The sequence below is a fragment of the Fictibacillus barbaricus genome (assembly GCF_031457135.1).
In the GTDB taxonomy this organism is placed as follows: Bacteria; Bacillota; Bacilli; order Bacillales; family Fictibacillaceae; genus Fictibacillus; species Fictibacillus barbaricus_A.
In genome coordinates this window covers 143,349-158,983 of the sequence record NZ_JAVDWA010000006.1, presented here as the reverse complement: position 1 = coordinate 158,983, position 15,635 = coordinate 143,349, and the positions used below count along the sequence as shown (strand labels likewise).

General features: G+C 37.9%; 13 protein-coding genes, 1 pseudogene and 1 riboswitch. Of the genes and pseudogenes, 10 read left to right on the top strand and 4 right to left on the bottom strand.

What is annotated here, in order from left to right:
* Nucleotides 1-30 precede the first annotated feature (30 nt).
* On the bottom strand, nt 31-729 hold the full coding sequence (locus J2X07_RS15910) for a hypothetical protein (protein WP_310260860.1): 699 nt from the start codon (nt 727-729) through the stop codon (nt 31-33).
* Nucleotides 730-926: 197 nt separating this feature from the next.
* Here J2X07_RS15910 and J2X07_RS15905 point away from each other — a divergent pair, with 197 nt between their 5' ends.
* The 4 genes and pseudogenes from J2X07_RS15905 (at nt 927) to J2X07_RS15890 (ending at nt 5,059) form a co-directional block, all read left to right on the top strand.
* A complete protein-coding gene (locus tag J2X07_RS15905; protein ID WP_310260978.1) occupies nt 927-1,373 on the top strand; it encodes a YndM family protein in 447 nt (148 codons plus the stop codon).
* Between the two features lie 101 nt (nt 1,374-1,474).
* A pseudogene (locus J2X07_RS15900) lies at nt 1,475-1,975 on the top strand (peptidoglycan recognition protein family protein); the annotation flags it as partial.
* A gap of 9 nt (nt 1,976-1,984) precedes the next feature.
* The gene (locus J2X07_RS15895) at nt 1,985-2,455 is read left to right on the top strand and encodes a peptidoglycan-binding domain-containing protein (RefSeq protein ID WP_310260975.1); all 471 of its coding nucleotides are present in this window, start codon (nt 1,985-1,987) and stop codon (nt 2,453-2,455) included.
* A 498-nt stretch (nt 2,456-2,953) separates the two neighbouring features.
* A riboswitch (cyclic di-AMP (ydaO/yuaA leader) is annotated at nt 2,954-3,096 on the top strand.
* 139 nt (nt 3,097-3,235) lie between these two features.
* Nucleotides 3,236-5,059, top strand: a complete 1,824-nt coding sequence (locus tag J2X07_RS15890; protein ID WP_310260857.1) for an APC family permease — start codon at nt 3,236-3,238, stop codon at nt 5,057-5,059.
* A gap of 60 nt (nt 5,060-5,119) precedes the next feature.
* Here the strand turns inward: J2X07_RS15890 and J2X07_RS15885 are convergent, their stop codons facing one another.
* Together J2X07_RS15885 and J2X07_RS15880 are read right to left on the bottom strand one after the other, a co-directional pair.
* Nucleotides 5,120-5,383, bottom strand: coding sequence for a hypothetical protein (locus tag J2X07_RS15885; protein WP_310260854.1), 264 nt, complete (start codon nt 5,381-5,383; stop codon nt 5,120-5,122).
* A 152-nt stretch (nt 5,384-5,535) separates the two neighbouring features.
* Nucleotides 5,536-6,900 (bottom strand): amino acid permease, encoded by a 1,365-nt coding sequence (locus tag J2X07_RS15880; protein ID WP_310260852.1) that lies wholly within the window; start codon nt 6,898-6,900, stop codon nt 5,536-5,538.
* 354 nt (nt 6,901-7,254) lie between these two features.
* Here J2X07_RS15880 and J2X07_RS15875 point away from each other — a divergent pair, with 354 nt between their 5' ends.
* The 5 genes from J2X07_RS15875 to J2X07_RS15855 all read left to right on the top strand — a co-directional run bounded on the left by J2X07_RS15875 (nt 7,255) and on the right by J2X07_RS15855 (nt 12,513).
* Complete coding sequence (locus tag J2X07_RS15875; RefSeq protein ID WP_310260850.1) at nt 7,255-7,743, top strand: DinB family protein; 489 nt, start codon at nt 7,255-7,257, stop codon at nt 7,741-7,743.
* A gap of 81 nt (nt 7,744-7,824) precedes the next feature.
* The gene (locus J2X07_RS15870) at nt 7,825-8,199 is read left to right on the top strand and encodes a YciI family protein (RefSeq protein WP_310260848.1); all 375 of its coding nucleotides are present in this window, start codon (nt 7,825-7,827) and stop codon (nt 8,197-8,199) included.
* A gap of 185 nt (nt 8,200-8,384) precedes the next feature.
* Nucleotides 8,385-8,918, top strand: a complete 534-nt coding sequence (locus J2X07_RS15865; protein ID WP_310260846.1) for a DinB family protein — start codon at nt 8,385-8,387, stop codon at nt 8,916-8,918.
* A gap of 196 nt (nt 8,919-9,114) precedes the next feature.
* Complete coding sequence (locus tag J2X07_RS15860) at nt 9,115-9,801, top strand: HAD family hydrolase (protein ID WP_310260844.1); 687 nt, start codon at nt 9,115-9,117, stop codon at nt 9,799-9,801.
* Between the two features lie 537 nt (nt 9,802-10,338).
* Nucleotides 10,339-12,513: a type IA DNA topoisomerase gene (locus tag J2X07_RS15855; protein ID WP_310260841.1), complete on the top strand. Its 2,175-nt coding sequence runs from the start codon at nt 10,339-10,341 to the stop codon at nt 12,511-12,513.
* A 512-nt stretch (nt 12,514-13,025) separates the two neighbouring features.
* Here the strand turns inward: J2X07_RS15855 and J2X07_RS15850 are convergent.
* Nucleotides 13,026-14,423 carry a PLP-dependent aminotransferase family protein gene (locus J2X07_RS15850; protein WP_310260838.1) on the bottom strand — a complete coding sequence of 466 codons (1,398 nt, stop codon included), beginning with the start codon at nt 14,421-14,423 and terminating at the stop codon, nt 13,026-13,028.
* Between the two features lie 143 nt (nt 14,424-14,566).
* Here J2X07_RS15850 and J2X07_RS15845 point away from each other — a divergent pair, with 143 nt between their 5' ends.
* A complete protein-coding gene (locus J2X07_RS15845; RefSeq protein ID WP_310260837.1) occupies nt 14,567-15,463 on the top strand; it encodes a DMT family transporter in 897 nt (298 codons plus the stop codon).
* The last annotated feature ends 172 nt before the right edge of the window (nt 15,464-15,635 follow it).

Below are 15,635 nucleotides of genomic sequence, written 5' to 3'. Positions count from 1 at the left end.
GACCCAAGACATGAGTCAGTCTGTTCTTTATTAATAAGAAAGTTTAATCATCCCATCTTCTTTTTTGATGTAATAGCTTTCATATTCTCCAGCACCTACCGTCATTTCTTTTCCTGTCTCCACAACTTCCTTAATTTGATCCTTGATCGCCGGATGCATGTCATAAAGTATACCAACGTGTTCAATCGAAACAGATCGAGAACCGCTGCTGAACAGCATAATCGGTTTTTCTATATTGCCTTGTGCAAACATAGCAAAACAATCACTTTCTTCAATTCCATATAATACGGCATGATGTTTTCTTGCAATATTTATTAAATTGGAGAGGTTCTCCATATTTGAAGTCATGAGATTTACATATTTGTAACCGTCATCGCTCATAATGAAGTCTGGTGTTTTATTGATTTCTTGCTTTGCAGCTTTTTTAGCTGATTGTTTTTTGACCTGCGGTACAGGAGCAGCCTTCGTATCAGTATGAGGTTTTTCTATTTTTGTATTCGAATTTCTTTGTTCAACAATCGTCTTCGGTTGTGCGGCAACTGGCTTTTCAGTTGCTGACACGGAAACAGATTTAGACGTAGCTTGGTCAGTTCGTACAATGTCAGTTTTCAAGTGTGAGTTCTTTTCGGCCGTAGCATTTGCTTGATCTTTATCATCGTTTGCAGTGTATACACCGATTGCTAACACGGAAGATAGCACGAATAATACAGCCTGATTTCGTTTTTTCAAAATAAAACCCCCTTAATAACTTTCACTCCTTTATTAGACGTTCAAAAACAAGAGAAGGTTTCAAATATTACTAAAATATTCCAAAAATATTTCACAAGGAATTTAACTTTTGCGTTGAAACAAAAATAAAAACAAAGTATGAACCTCCATTTTTTGTACCAAACTATAGTAGGAAAAGGAGGTTTTTCGACTTGGAAATGATGAAAGCACTTTTACTAAAGTTTATTGTCTGTTTGATCGCATTTTCAATAGGTTTGGATTTGGCTTTTGATGCGTCTTTACGAGAAATCATTTCATTTAGTATCACAACAACGGTTGTAACCTATATTCTTGCAGACCGAATACTGCTGCCTAGGATAGGAAATAAAAACACGTTAATGGCAGAATTTATGATGGTATATGCAATCGTTTGGCTATTTGGCTCAGTACTCTTAAATGGTTATCTTCAAATCGCTTGGGGAAGTGCCATATCAGCCATTATCCTTACAGCTGCCGAAGTACTCGTTCACCGTTTTCTGCATAAAAATGTTGGGTCCCAATCAGTAAGAACGGAAAAAAGACGTGTCAGCAGGCTTCGACCAAATTTGAAATATGCCACTGAATTTGCAGAAGAACATGATACCGATCCTAAAAAGAAAAAATAATACATTTTAGTAGAGATAGTGCTCATAGAGGCACTATTTTTTTTGCTGTTGTACAAGCATTTCTCTCAAAATTTCATAGATTATAGGAAGGGGGGATATGCATGTCATATGTAATTACTTACGATTATATTAAGGTCGGTAATGCAAGACCTGGAAAGAAACTCAAAAATCTGCTTTTTGGAGTAGCTCATGATACAGCCAATCCAGGTTCTACCGCACGAGAGAATCGTACTTACTTTAACAATCAGCAGCCAAGTGCGAGTGCACATGTATTTATAGATGATAAGGAAATTTTAGTGATCGTTCCGCTAGATGAGATTGCCTATCATGTTCAATATTCAGCTCAAATGGATAATCTTCGTTTTGGGGCCGATGCAAACGATTCAGCAATAGGAGTAGAGCTTTGTTACGGAGAATCTATCGATTTCCAAGAAGCTTATAAACGGTATGTTTGGTTTTGGTCATGGCTTTGCAAAAAAAACAATTGGGATCCGTTCAGCAAAATTGCAAGCCATAAACAACTGGACCCAAAGCGGCGAACAGACCCAGACAATGCGCTCAATCAATATGGAATCACCTTTAATCAATTTATTAGTGATGTAAAAAAGGAAATGGACACAGAGGCCATAACCAAACCACCGATTATAAAAGACACAAATAAAGGATATCTTGAAAAAGGTGACAGCGGCGAAGGGGTAAAAGATCTTCAAAGGATGTTAAATGCAATTGGGTTTAAGTTAGTCGTTGACGGGATATTTGGTGAAAAGACTTACAATGCTGTGAGGTCCTTTCAAAAAATGAACAATCTCAAGGTAGATGGCTTAGCGGGAAAAGAAACGATGACGAGATTGGAAGCAGCTTCAAAACCGCATCCAAAAGCGATCGTCCCATATCCAGGCTATGTGATCAAACAAGGTTCTAAGGATAGTGCGAATATTAAAAGAATACAAAGGGCTCTAGGTGTAACGGTTGATGGCATTTTTGGAGCAAAAACAGAATCTGCCGTAAAGGCATATCAAAAAAGAAAAGGCTTAACAGCAGACGGGATCGTTGGACAAGCAACATGGAATACACTGTTTTAAAAGCTCTTTCTAAAAGAATGCATCTTATGGAACATTTTTCTAATTTCACTTCATTGACAGGTTGATTGGAGTGGAAGGTGTGAGACTCCTGCGGAACTGGCGGGCAGTCGGAAAAGCGGAAGCGGTTTGGTCAGCCCCGACAAGCAAAAGGGGAATGGGCTTAGAAGGCGCTTTTTGCCTTCGGGACCATTAAACTTTTGACCTCGAGGGGCTAACCGCTGCAGCTAGACAGGCGAGACACTTAAAAGTGAAACGTCCGAATGTGGCTCACCGTCTGCCCCGCGGAAAGCGAGCAACCTGGAACGGAAATCAACTACTTCCATAAGCAACCATGAATACAAAAACAGCCTTTAAAAGACAAATAAAATCCTTGTGCAAACAAGGGTTTTTATGTTGTTAATGCGTTTGATTTTAATGATGAAAATGTTTAATCAATAAGGTGCGAAAATATAGCTTTACAATCATGAAATACAGGAGTATGATAATCAACAGTTTCAATTTTCTAAATCGCTGAAACCAAAGTGTGCGGGGGAACCAGTAAGTGGATTTTTTAAAATCCAAGGGGTGAATCCTATTGTAGGCAGGGCTACTCAAAGGTCCGAATCCGACAGCTAACCTCGTAAGCGTTTATGAGAAGGAACGTGGAACTTGTGCGACAAAAATTAAAGTCCGCAGGTCTCTTTAACGATGACCTGCGGACTTTTTATTTACAAATTATTAATGGATTAATCAATGAGTTGGGTAATCTAATTAAGACAAATCAATTGGCGGTGAAATTCTGTGTTATCTTCTTTAAAGAGATTTTTAATCGGCAGGCCTTTAAAATCAACGGAACTGGGAGAACAAAAGCTTAATAAAACAAAGGCATTAGCGATCCTTTCCTCAGATGCGTTATCTTCTGTGGCATATGGTCCTGAACAAATCTTGCTTGTCCTTATTACAGTAAGTACTGCAGCGTTTTGGTATTCGATCCCTATTGCTTTAGGAGTTTTAATCCTTTTAACAGCATTAATCTTGTCTTATCGACAAATTATTTTTGCCTATCCTCATGGAGGAGGAGCTTATGTTGTATCACGTGAAAATCTTGGTATTAACCCAGGCTTAATAGCTGGGGGTTCTTTGTTAGTCGATTACATACTAACAGTAGCAGTTAGTGTTTCTGCTGGAACTGATGCCATCACTTCTGCATTTCCTAGCTTGCATCAGCACAATGTTTTAATTGCTATTATTTTTGTACTATTTATCACAACGCTGAATTTAAGGGGCGTAACAGAGTCTGCGTCCATATTAGCGTATCCCGTTTACTTGTTTGTGTTAGCTCTTTTCATTTTAATAGGTGTAGGTATTTACAATATCGTTACAGGCCATGTTTCGCCAGAACTTCATACACCAATAGGTACGCCTGTTGCTGGTCTCAGTTTGTTTTTGCTTTTAAGAGCATTTGCTTCTGGAAGTTCTGCTTTAACAGGGGTTGAAGCAATTTCAAATGCGATTCCTAACTTTAAAGATCCCGCTCCAAACAATGCATCAAGAACGTTAATGGCGATGGGAGCATTACTTGCTATTCTGTTTTCTGGAATTGTATTTTTAGCCTATTATTATGGCATTACTCCAAGTGGTGAAGAAACGGTTGTATCAAAAATAGCTGATGAAACTTTCGGTCGAAATTTTATGTATTATTTCATTCAAGGAACTACTGCTTTGATTTTGATCCTTGCTGCAAACACAGGATATTCTGCATTTCCACTGCTTGCCGTAAATTTAGCTAAAGACAAGTTTATTCCTCGAATGTTTACTGTTCGGGGTGACAGGCTCGGTTATTCTAATGGAATTACTGTACTAGGTATTGCTTCCATTATTTTAATCATAATCTTTAAAGGAGAAACGGAAAGCCTAATTCCTCTTTATGCGGTTGGTGTTTTCATCCCATTTACATTATCTCAAACAGGAATGATCGTTAAATGGGTGAAGGAAAAGCCAAAGGGATGGGTGCCCAAACTAATCATTAATTCAACCGGTGCTTTAATCAGCTTTATCGTTACCTTAATGTTCTTTTTAACGAAGTTCGAACAAGTTTGGTCCATTCTAGTATTCTTGCCGATTATCATCATCATTTTCCACCGGATCAAAAAGCACTATGAATTAGTAGGGGAACAACTAAGAATAAAACCAGGCCAGACGATCAAACCAATTGATGGGAACGTAATTATTGTACCAGTGGCGGGTATTACACAGGTTGTTGAGAATTCGATTAATTATGCAACCTCACTAACAGATCAGGTAATTGCCGTATACATCGCTTTTGAAAGAGAAGATGAGAGAATCTTTGAAGAAAAGTGGAATAAATGGCAGCCTAACGTTCGACTGGTAACTTTGCAATCACAATATAGAAGCATCATTACTCCTTTAACAAAATTTATAGATACAGTCGAGAAAAAAGCGAGTGAAAATAATTATCGTGTTACGGTTTTGATACCACAATTTATTACGAAAAAAAGCTGGCACAATATTCTTCATAACCAATCCAGTTTACTAATTAGAGCCTATCTGTTATTTAAACGAGATGTAATTGTGGCTACCGTGCCGTACCATTTTAAAAAGTAAAAATAAACGCAAAAAAGACCTTGAAGGGTCTTTTTTGTTTTTCGTAATTCCTATTTGTTGCTACTTACCATTGGAGGCGGAGATTCTTTTTATCCATACCCCATTTGTATTTCGGCTAATTGCTGAGCCTCCAGCTGGAGTTGCTTGCTCACCTGCAATCGTATCTGTAACGCTGTTTTTGTGTATAGTGATCGGTGTGATAATGGTACTTTGATAAATGAAAGAGTTGTTAATTTTTACTGTAGTCAGGTTTGTGTTTCCATTTAATAGATCTCTTGCAATTAAAAGATTATCTTTAACAATCGGTTTTTGAAAGTTCCCCAAATATTTTCATCCTTCTAAATAAAACTCATGAAGCATATGGCTCCATTTATATATACTTTGCATCCCAGCAGTATGAGGATGGGTTAACGCTATCATAAGCTATCATTTTTTGAGAGAACTGCGAAAATTACTAGAGCCTTATAAGATCTAAACTATCCAGCCCTTTTTTCTGTTCTCCTTTTTGTAATCATATAGGCAATGATGATGATAACAAACCAAACGGGTGTAATGAAAAGAGCTATTCGTGTATCCGCTGCAAAACCGAGCACCACAATTACAAAAGCGAAGAATGCCAGCACAATCCAATTAATCAGCGGTGAAAGCGGCATTTTAAACGAACTCTTTTTAGCTTCTTCGGGCTTTAATTTTCGGAAGCGAAGGTGTGAAACTAGAATGATTCCCCATATCCAAATGAAACAAATGGTCGCGATGCTTGTCACCAGTGTAAATACCTTTTCAGGCAATAAATAATTAAGCAAGACACCAAAAGACAAGAAGAAAGTTGAAACAATCAGAGCTGCTGCTGGAACCTGTTTCTTGTTGAGAGAACCTAGTTTTTTTGGTGCTTTTCCTTCATTAGCCAGCGTATACAACATTCGGCCAGTACTGAACAGACCGCTGTTACAGGACGACATGGCAGATGTTAATACAACGAAATTGATGATGCCTGATGCCGCTGGTATGCCAATCAGCTTAAAAACCGACACGAACGGGCTGGAGTTTGGATCAATTTTATCCCACGGATAGATAGACATCAAAACGATCAATGATCCGATGTAAAAAAGCAATATCCGAGCAGGAATGTTATTGATTGCACTCGGCAGCGTTTTTTCAGGATCTTGTGCTTCACCTGCAGTTACTCCGACCAGTTCTACTCCCGCGAACGCGAAGAGCGCCATCTGAAAGGCGAGGAAAAAGCCTGTTAATCCATTTGGGAAAAAACCGCCATGATTCACAAGATTTGAAAATGAAGCTTGCGTTCCGTGGCTTTCATAGCCCATAACGATCAAGGCGATCCCGACAACAATGAGGGCGAAAATCGTTATGATTTTAATGAGTGCGAACCAGAACTCGATTTCCCCGAAAGCTTTTACAGCGGACATATTAATAAGAAGCAAGATGAGAACGGCAGCAAGTGCTGTCAGCCACTGAGGAATACTAGGAAACCAGTACTTCACATAGAGACCGACCGCAGTAATCTCAGCCATGCCTGTCACGATCCAGCAAAACCAATACGTCCAACCCGTGATAAAACCTGCCCATGGACCGATGAACGATTCAGCAAAATATGTAAACGAGCCGGATGTTGGTTTGTACATAAGCATTTCACCCAATGCGCGCATCATAAAAAACAGCATGATTCCAATCAGCGTGTAATTCAACATGATGGATGGCCCTGCTAGATGAATCGATTTGCCTGCCCCTAAAAAAAGACCCGTTCCAATGGCTCCTCCTATAGCAATCAGCTGGATGTGCCGATTTTTTAATCCTCGCTTCAAATTTTCTTCTTTCTTCAACTGCTGCACCAACCTTTCGTTCGACAACTAAACAAGTAGAATTTGCAGGAATTACACCTATTTACTTAGTATGTCCAAATCAAACCAGATCGTAATCTGCTCTCGGCTAGTCTGAGGAAGATGATAAAAACACTTTATTCCTTAAATGTTTTTTGAATGTTATGTGTGGGGGAAACGAGCGGGATCGAACCGCTGACCTTTTGGCTGCCATAGGACAAACGGTCCAGATTGTAGAGTAAGGAAGGTGATTAGATGGTTCATCTTGAACTTGTAAGTTATATCAGAACAGCACGCCGTAATCAATTTTATCCAACGCATTATCGAATAAGAGGATTACATTGGAGGGAATAGAAAATGGATGTAAGGACACTTTTGCTACAGCAATGGACAAGCTGCTTAGATCAAGAAGATTGGTTTCCACCACTTGAAAAAGTGCTAGAGGATATCACGTTTGAACAGGCAATTTGGAAACCAGTTGAGGGGGCACATTCCATTTGGGAATTAGTTTGTCATTTGCTTTTCTATGAAAAAAGAATTCTGGTACGATTTCTTGGTGAAACAGCGAATGAACCACAGGCAGAAAATAATGACGCTACATATCGATTGCCAACTGAGACGTCTCAAAATTGGCAGAAAACAAAACAAGAATACTTTTATGTTCATCGTGAACTAGAAAAAATACTAGCAACATCAGAACTAGAAGAACTGTATAGAGAAATCCCTAAAGACAATCCATTAGTGAATGAACTGAAGAGTTTAGCAATGCACGACGCCTATCATATTGGGCAAATTGTATTCCTTAGTAAAATGCAAGGAGTTTGGGCAGCGAAACGCAGCTTTTAAAACAGGCTAACAATTGGATTGAAAAATAGATCTTTGTAATTCATAGATTTAAAAAATTTGAGTGATCTAGGAGAGATGACAATGATATTTTTATGCATGGGCTATTTCAACCCTGAAAAAATGGATGCACGCCCAAGGGCGGAGATTGATGCCGTAATGAGTGAATGCCAGCCGCACATTGAGAAATTTTATGAAAGCGGTAACGTGCTGATTGATGCCGGTTTAGACTCAGAGACAATAAGCTTGCGCCGTGTGGACGGTAAGGTGATTGTTACAGATGGTCCATTAACAGAAACGAAGGAGAGGATCGGCAGCATTTTCATTTTTGAAGCAGAGAGTATGGATGAGGCAATTCAGCTAGCCTCTCTTCATCCGACAACACAAATCAGCAAAGGGGAAGAGTTTGGCTCGTACACCGAAATCCGTCCTGTTCATTTTTTTAAAAAAGATAAATAGTTACTATAAAAAGCGTATTTCTTAGTGATAAGAGTGAAGAGCCTTGCTCATTTAGTAGTCCAACTGAAGTATAAATACATTTCGCTACTGTAGCGGGAAAATGTTATTAGAAGGTATCCAACCTATAAATTATACGATTTGAAAAGTTAGGTTCCTCAAATTAATCGAAAGGAGCTTATTAACATATGAGTGATCTGAAATTGATTGAAACATATATAGGTTTTTTGAAAGATTATTCACTTGAGCAACTAAGGCATACACCTGGGCAAGGGGTTTGGTCTATTGGTCAAATGTATGATCATTTAATTGTCGTGGCTCATGAATATCTTGATAAGGTTGAAGCTTGTGCGACAACTGTTGAAGAGCAAAAGCAGGGTAAGACGGAATTTGGAGAATATTTATTTAATATTGGCGGATTCCCGCCAATTAAAATCAAATTACCGGATGAACTTGATACTCCACCTGACAATACAAAAAGTAAAGAGAACATTATCCTTGAGCTCAATCAACTAATAAATAGGATGAAAGAATTGGAAATGAAAGTAGAAAATATAAACCCGAATTACAAAGATAAACATGGCGGCCTTGGCTGGCTGAATGCACAAGAGTGGTTTGCTCTTGTCGGGATGCATTTTCGTCATCATCTGCGTCAGAAGTATGAACTGGATCAAAAACTTGGGTTGTACTCAAATATTGGACAAACGGTATCCAGTCAGTGAGCATTAACAGGGTTCTGAAGACATGAAAATGTTCGAAGCTTTAATTAGTGAAGGGTGTAAAGAGAGGGCATTGCCGCAATGGCAATGCCCTTTTCTTATGTTTTTACAAATAGGATGAGTTAAATGAAGCATGCAACGTTATGATTAAGGGTATTCAACCTTTATAAAGAGAATGCAAGGATAGGAGAGTGTCATTTTGATAAAAGCTGTATTGTTTGATTTGGACGGAACACTTTTGGACCGCGACACGTCGGTTAAGAAGTTTGTAGAAGACCAGCATACCCGTCTGTCATCTGTGCTGTCTCATATTCCTAAAAAGATATTTGTAGAAAAATTTATTGAGCTGGAGCAGAACGGATATGTATGGAAGGACAAAGTGTACCAGAAGCTAGCCGATGAGCTGGCTGTCAGGAGAATGCCCCCAGGAGAAATGCTCGATGACTATTTAACAAAGTTCAAGGACCATTGCACACCTTTTCCGAATCTTGTAAGCATGCTGGATGAACTGAAGAAAAACGGCCTGCGCCTCGGTTTGGTCACGAACGGATACGGTGTGTTTCAAAATGACACAATCAAGGCACTAGAAATTAAGGAGTACTTCGACACGATCCTTATATCTGAGATGGAGGGGCTGAGGAAGCCAGATCCACTCATGTTCGAGAGGGCTGCAGAGCGATTGAACGTTAAGACAGAAGAGTGCATGTTCGTAGGCGACCACCCGAAAAATGACGTAGAAGCCGCGAAGAACTCCGGAATGGTATCCGTCTGGAAAACAAGCCCCCACTGGGACAAAGCCGAAGCAGCCGATTATACGATAACTGATCTGGCAGAGCTGAAGCTGATCATAGAAAGTAGGGCTAAGGCAGTACAATCTTCTATATAATGAAAAGAGCACTGCCGTAAAAGGATTTACGCCTTTTATGCCCGCCAGTAACATAAAAATCGAAACAATTGGCGCTTGGACTTAAGTAAATAATAATTTGGATTTTCTTTAGCACTGAGGTGCATTTCTGAATCAAGAAATGCACCCTTTTTTATTGAGTGAGAAGGTGGATGTGTTCATAAGAAAAGAGGAAACACAGAGCAGCAATCCTAGTAAAGAAAAAAGGAGAAACAACTTGAACCTTCAAAGTCATGATCATAGATTAAGAGATTGATTTTTGGATTTATAAACGAAATGATACAATTAAGAAGGAAACTAAGTGATATCTGAATAAAATTTTTATTGGAAAATCCCTTACTTAATAACTTGAAATTCAGCATTAGGGAAAAGGGTTTAGTTGTTATAAAGAACGTATTATAAAGTTATATGAAGCAAACCGAGAATAGCAACGAATATTAATGGAACAAACGAATAAATGCCTTACCCAAATACACAAAAAAACTTAAAGAAAAATTCAAGTGCAAAGGTGAAGTTAAAATGAGCAAAGTAGTCATTCTAGCAGAAAAACCATCACAGGCTAAGGCTTATTCAGATGCCTTTACAATAAAAAAGAAAGATAAAACGTTTATTGAGTTAAGCCCATGCAGCATATTTCCGAATGGAGCTACGATAACATGGGGAATTGGTCACTTGGTAGAGCTGAAGCAACCAAAAGAATATAAACCAGAATGGGGAACTTGGCGGTTATCTTCCTTACCGATCCTGCCTGAACGTTATGAATTTAAGGTCGCTTCAGGAAAATATGAACAGTTTAATGCGGTAAAACGGTTGTTTAAGGAAGCTGACATGCTCATTAACGGTTGTGACGTTGATCGTGAGGGTTCGAATATCTTTTATTCGATCTACCATATGACAGGTGTGAGAGGCAAAACGATTAAACGCCTTTGGATTAACTCTCTAGAAGTGGATGAAGTCCGAAAAGGGTTTTCAAACCTTCACGATAACAAGAAAGATCTATTACTTTATTCCGAAGCTAAAACACGTCAAATCTCTGATTGGCTCGTTGGAATGAACGGAAGCCGTCTGTATACCTTGCTTTTACAGCAAAAAGGTCTTAAAGATAGCTTGAGCATAGGCAGAGTGCAATCACCAACAACTTACTTGATCTATCAAAGGCACCTCGAAATTGCGAATTTTGTTCCAAAACCCTTCTATGAAATTGAAGGGAACTTTACTGCAGCAAACGGAAAATATAAAGGAAAAGCAAAAATAAAAAGTGAAAACCAAGAAGAAGTTCAACAGCTATTAAATCAGCACAGCATAACAGGTAACGATACAGGCATCATAAAATCCGTATCAAAAAAGGAAGTGCATATCAAATCACCTAAACTGCATGCGCTCTCTACTCTGCAATCAACAGCAAATAAACGATGGAAATACAGTCCGAAGAAGGTTCTGGATACGGTTCAAAAATTGTACGATAAGAAAATCCTATCCTACCCAAGAACAGACACGCAGTACATAACGGAAAATGAGTTTGCCTATTTATCTGCTAATCTTGAATCCTATCAAGATTTAATAGAGAACCGTTTTACCCCAGCTTCTAAAAAACCTAGTAAAAGGTATGTGGATGGATCAAAGGTACAGGAGCACTATGCGATTGTTCCTACAAAAAAGGTTCCAACACGTGCAAAAATTCAAGGGCTATCAATAGAAGAGAGAAATATTTACTTTGAAGTATTGAACACAACCTTAGCTATGTTTCATCATGATTATGTGTACGAAGAAACAAAAGTAACAACGGATGTAAATGGTTTAGACTTTGATACGGTGGGAAAAACAGAAATCAGCAAAGGCTGGAAAGAGCTGTTTAACTACGGGTCAAATGACAGCTCAGCTAAGAAAGATGAAGCTTCTGTACAAGCTCTGCCTAAACTTGAAAAAGGGGAGAACGTGAAGAGTGTCGTCAAAATGAAAGAAGGAATGACCACTGCTCCCAAGCCATACACGGAGGGTCAGCTTATTTCTATGATGAAAACGTGTGGAAAATCGGTTGAAAATGAAGAAGAAATGGAAATTTTAAAAGAAGTTGAAGGGTTAGGTACTGAAGCGACAAGAAGTGGAATCATCGAAACCATTAAAAAACATCAATACATCGAAGTGAAAAAGAACATTGTCCATATTACCGAAAAAGGAAAGATCTTGTGTCAGTCGATAGAAGGGAACCTGCTTTCCAGTCCTTCCATGACGGCCAAATGGGAAACCTATCTAAAGAAAATCGGAAACGGAAACGGCACACCTCAAGCGTTTTTGGGAAGCATTGCAAAGTTCTTATATAAATTGATTGAAGAAGTTCCTGGACAATTGAATGCAAATTCCATCCAGCAAAGTATTGATGGTGTTAAGAATGTGAATCAGATTGCAATTGCTGTGTGTCCACGCTGCAAAAAAGGAAATATAACCACGAATCGTTCTTTCTATGGCTGTTCAGAATATGCAAGTGGTTGTAAACAAACATTCCCGGGGAAAATTCTAAGTAAAAAAATAACAGAGAAACAAGTGAAGGATTTATGTACGAAAGGCAAAACAAATATCATTAAAGGATTCAAGCCAAAAGCCAAAGAAAAAAGAAAGTTCGATGCAATGCTTATATTAAAAGATGATTATTCAATAGGATTTGAGTTTCCTAAAAAACAATTGGCTAAGAAATGAATAAGTATAAAAAATTAGTCCTTTTCACTAAATGGGGAATTTAAGTAAGGTGAGTGATTAATGGACACACTGACCACTTTAACTTGTTGTCTCTATTGAAGGTGTTTATCTCACCGTTAAGCATACAAAACACTTAAGCCTACTTACTTTAGTTTATTAAAGGTTTACCAAATGTAAACTTATTTGATTAACTACAATTTAAATGTAATTTATAAAAAAAAACAAAACCCTTGAATCCTCAAGGGTTTTTACTATGTATGCTGGAGCCTAGCGGTATCGAACCGCTGATATTTTGGCTGCCAGAGGAATTTTGGAATTGTTTGAGCAAACTAGGTAAATCTAATTCAATGAAATAAATTATGTCTGTATGTGCACCTAATGGGAGATTTCACATTAACAATAATAGATACTTTGTGAAATAATTAAATTTATTCAACAAACGGGCCAGATAATTGACGAAGAGCTTCCAGTAAAACAAAAAAACCGCCCGAATAAGGGTGGTAGGTAATCTCTTATTTTAAATCCCAAGATTTATTCAGTAGATAAATCCCTCTTTTTATTTCTTCTTCTGATACACCCGAAAATCCTAATGACATTGTATTAAATGCATAACCTTTTTTGTATGAATCAGATACAGGATAAACTTTTACACCATGATTTTCAGCTTTTTGAATGAGTTCCTGTTCACTTAACTCTAAATAAACATCAATGAGAATTCGTGGACCGGAATTTTCTCCGTGAATTTTAACTTTATCACCTAACTCTCTTTTAACTGCTTCTAAGATGATTTTTCTTTTCTTACGGTAAAGCTTTCTCATTCTATTCAAGTGTTTTTGCCATTCACCATTTTGAATGAACTCTGCAAGGGCAAATTGATTAATTGAAGAAACCGTTTGTTTAAATAGCGAGGTAATCTGAGTTGCTTTCTTTAATAATGACCGTGGAAGAATCATATAGCTAATACGTAGTGTAGGAAGAAAAGAATTTGAGAAAGTCCCTAAATAGATAACACGATTTTCCTTATCTAGAGCTTGTAAGGAAGGAATAGGTTGACCACTGTGCCTAAATTCACCATCATAATCATCCTCAATAATAAACGAATGATTATCAGCTGCCCATTTTAATAATTCTAGCCTTCGATTAATTGTCATTATTCTTCCTAAGGGATATTGATGCGACGGTGTTATGTAAATTAAGTCAGGGATATTTTTTTTAACTGCGTCCATTTTTAAACCTTCACTATCTAGTGGTAAAGGGATGATTTCTTTTCGATTTAACTCAAAAATTTCTCTAGATCTTGGGTATCCAGGCTCTTCGAAGCCCACTTTTAAACTGGTGTTTAGAATGTGACATAACATCTGCAGGAGGTAAGAGGTGCTTGAACCAATAATGATTTGATTTGGCTCGCAATTTACGCCTCTAGATTGGTAAAGGTACTCGGTTATAAGAGTTCGAAGCTCAATCTCCCCTAAGACGTCACCAGGCCGACAAAGCTTTTCTGAATATTTATCTAAGCTAGCGACAACGTTCTTTCTCCAAGCAGAAAGGGGAAAAAAACTAGAATCAACGTGACCATAGTGAAAATCAATGATTTCATTCGTTGTTCCATTAAAATTTTGTACAGGTAATTCAGCAGGCTTTGGATCGGGGTGTATCAAAAATGACTCATCATAATCTGCAAAAAGCCCGCTCCTTGGCTTACTTAAAATATAGCCTTCTGCTAACAGTTGATCGTATGCTCTTTCAACAGTTGTTTGACTAATGAGTAGTTTTTTTGCAAGGTGTCTTTTTGAGGGAAGTTTCATCCCTTTTTTAATTCGGCCATCGTGCATATTACTTTTAAAGAATTTAATAAGTTGTTGATACAATGGAATTTTGGAATCCCTGTTTAAAAACGGTGTTAAGTCCAATGGATGGTACTCCTTCAAACTGACGTTGTTAAAAATGATAAAACTGGCCTTTTTCAAAAGGTCAGTTTGAGCTTACGTTTATTATAATCAATATTATTGTTTTGACAAGACAATTCAAAGTATAGGATTCGGGAGTGATTATAGTGAATGTTACTACAAAAGGTTGGATTTATGGTTTTATAGGAGTACTTATATTTAGCGGTTCCCTTCCTGCAACTCGTGTTGCTGTCGGCGAGCTTGATCCATACTTTGTTACCGTATTTCGTGCCGCAATAGCTGGACTAATATCCTTGTTAGTCATTATGATCTTAGGAGCAAAACGACCTGAAAAATCTGATATATTATCACTCATTATTGTCGCGCTCGGAGTTGTTATTGGATTCCCACTTCTCACAGCTTTGGCACTTGAGCATAATTCTTCTGCCCATGCCATAGTCTTTTTAGGTCTTCTTCCATTGTCAACAGCAATTTTTGGTGTTATAAGAGGTGGCGAACGACTCAGCACTGGTTTTTGGGTCTTCTCATTAATAGGAAGCTTTTTGGTTGCAGGATTTGCTTTATTTAAAGGAGGCGAGTCTTTGCTACTTGGCGATTTTTATATGTTGCTCGCTATAATAGTTTGTGGCTTGGGCTATGCAGAAGGGGCAAAATTATCTCGTAAATTAGGTAATTGGCAAGTAATTTCTTGGGCGCTTGTATTGTCCCTGCCCTTTATGGCTATACTCTCCATTTATCTTATTCCAAGTTCTTGGGAACGGATTAGTATTGGAACATACGTGAGTTTAGCTTATGTTTCTTTGTTTAGCATGTATATAGGATTTGTTTTCTGGTATAGGGGTCTTTCTCAAGGTGGCATTGCATCAGTGGGGCAGTTACAACTATTGCAACCATTCTTTGGACTCTTACTTGCTGCTGTTATTCTTCAAGAGAAAGTTGGCTTTATACTCGTTCTAGTAAATGTAGGTGTGGTATTTTGTGTTGCTGCAGCAAAAAGATTTTCAAGTAAAAGGTTTTTTAAAAAGAACGTACAGAGAGTCTAATAACCTTTTAACAATGCCAAGTTTTTTTAATTTGCAGTAACATAAGATAGTATAGTTCTTCAACAATCGGGTGCAAGAAATGTACTCTTTTTTATGAACTGGCCATTTAATGGAATATGAGGATTGCTCAATATTATTATATTTGAAATAATTGGTATGGTAAGATGGTTAT